At 53.6% G+C, this 1,004-nt stretch carries 1 pseudogene; it reads right to left on the bottom strand.

The features are described from left to right. A pseudogene (locus HMPREF3104_RS11510) lies at positions 1-629 on the bottom strand (hypothetical protein); the annotation flags it as partial. Positions 630-1,004: the final 375 nt, after the last annotated feature.

Genomic DNA, 1,004 nt, shown 5'->3' with positions numbered 1-1,004 from the left:
CCGAAGTTGTAGCCATACAGCTGCGTGAAGTTATTCGTATCCGGGTTGTCCACCCACACACGAATCTTCTCATACTCCGGACCGTTCGGGTCCGCATCAAACTTCACAACCTCGCCCTTAGCGTTGTTAAAGGGCTTCATCTTGATGCTGTAGTAACCATCTGCATTAGTGGTGGTCGTGTACACCGGCGAGGTGATACCGCCCTTTTCAGTCCACTGCGCGTAAACGCGTACACCCTCCATCGGGATCGGCTTCCACGGATCTCGGGTACCCGGATACACCGAAAGGTCACCATCACGCTGGTGGATAACGTAACCCTCGATCGACTCAGTGGTGTTCTTCTCACCCTTTGACTCGATCGCACCCTCAACCTTGATCGGCTGATCAGTGAAGGTGTAACGCTGCTCATCGACGACAGACTGGTAGACACCATCGGCATTTTTACCTGGGTACTTCACACCATTACCAGCGTCATTAGGCTGGCCAGCCTCAGCCGGAGTGCCGGCGTATGCCGCAGGCACTGAGTTCGGCGCAGCAACCGGCTGCGCAAACGGCGCAACCAACGCAAACGACAACGCAGCCGCAGCTACAGAGGTGCCACGGCGACGTGCGATGTTCTTTCCTTGCATGTATTTCCCCTCCAGGGATCAATAGTTCCAAGGTCCCCCACGCCCACCTTCAGGCGCAGGGCCGAGCAGAGTACCTAAGTGATAGGTGACCCTCACACTGGAAAAGCGTAGTGCCATCAAACTAAATGCTCAACGTTCGCTGGACATTAGTTAGTCGCAACTACTTGAAACTGGCGAAGTTTCCAGGGATTTCAGAGGGAAAATCCATGACTCGCAGCCCGGTACAGGTTCCCCGAAGGTGAACATTTGCTGAGTACGTGACAGTTCACCTATCTTTTGGCGCTGATCAGCGGCAATGCCCAGCCTAGACTAGAACATAGAACCGGATTATCAGGAATACATTTCAGATACACTTCAGAACCTTCACCCCATAAC

The sequence above is a fragment of the Corynebacterium sp. HMSC30G07 genome (genome assembly GCF_001806945.1).
Taxonomy (GTDB): Bacteria; Actinomycetota; Actinomycetes; order Mycobacteriales; family Mycobacteriaceae; genus Corynebacterium; species Corynebacterium riegelii.
The sequence above is the reverse complement of the archived record's forward strand: the minus strand, read 5'-3'. Positions and strand labels throughout refer to the sequence as shown.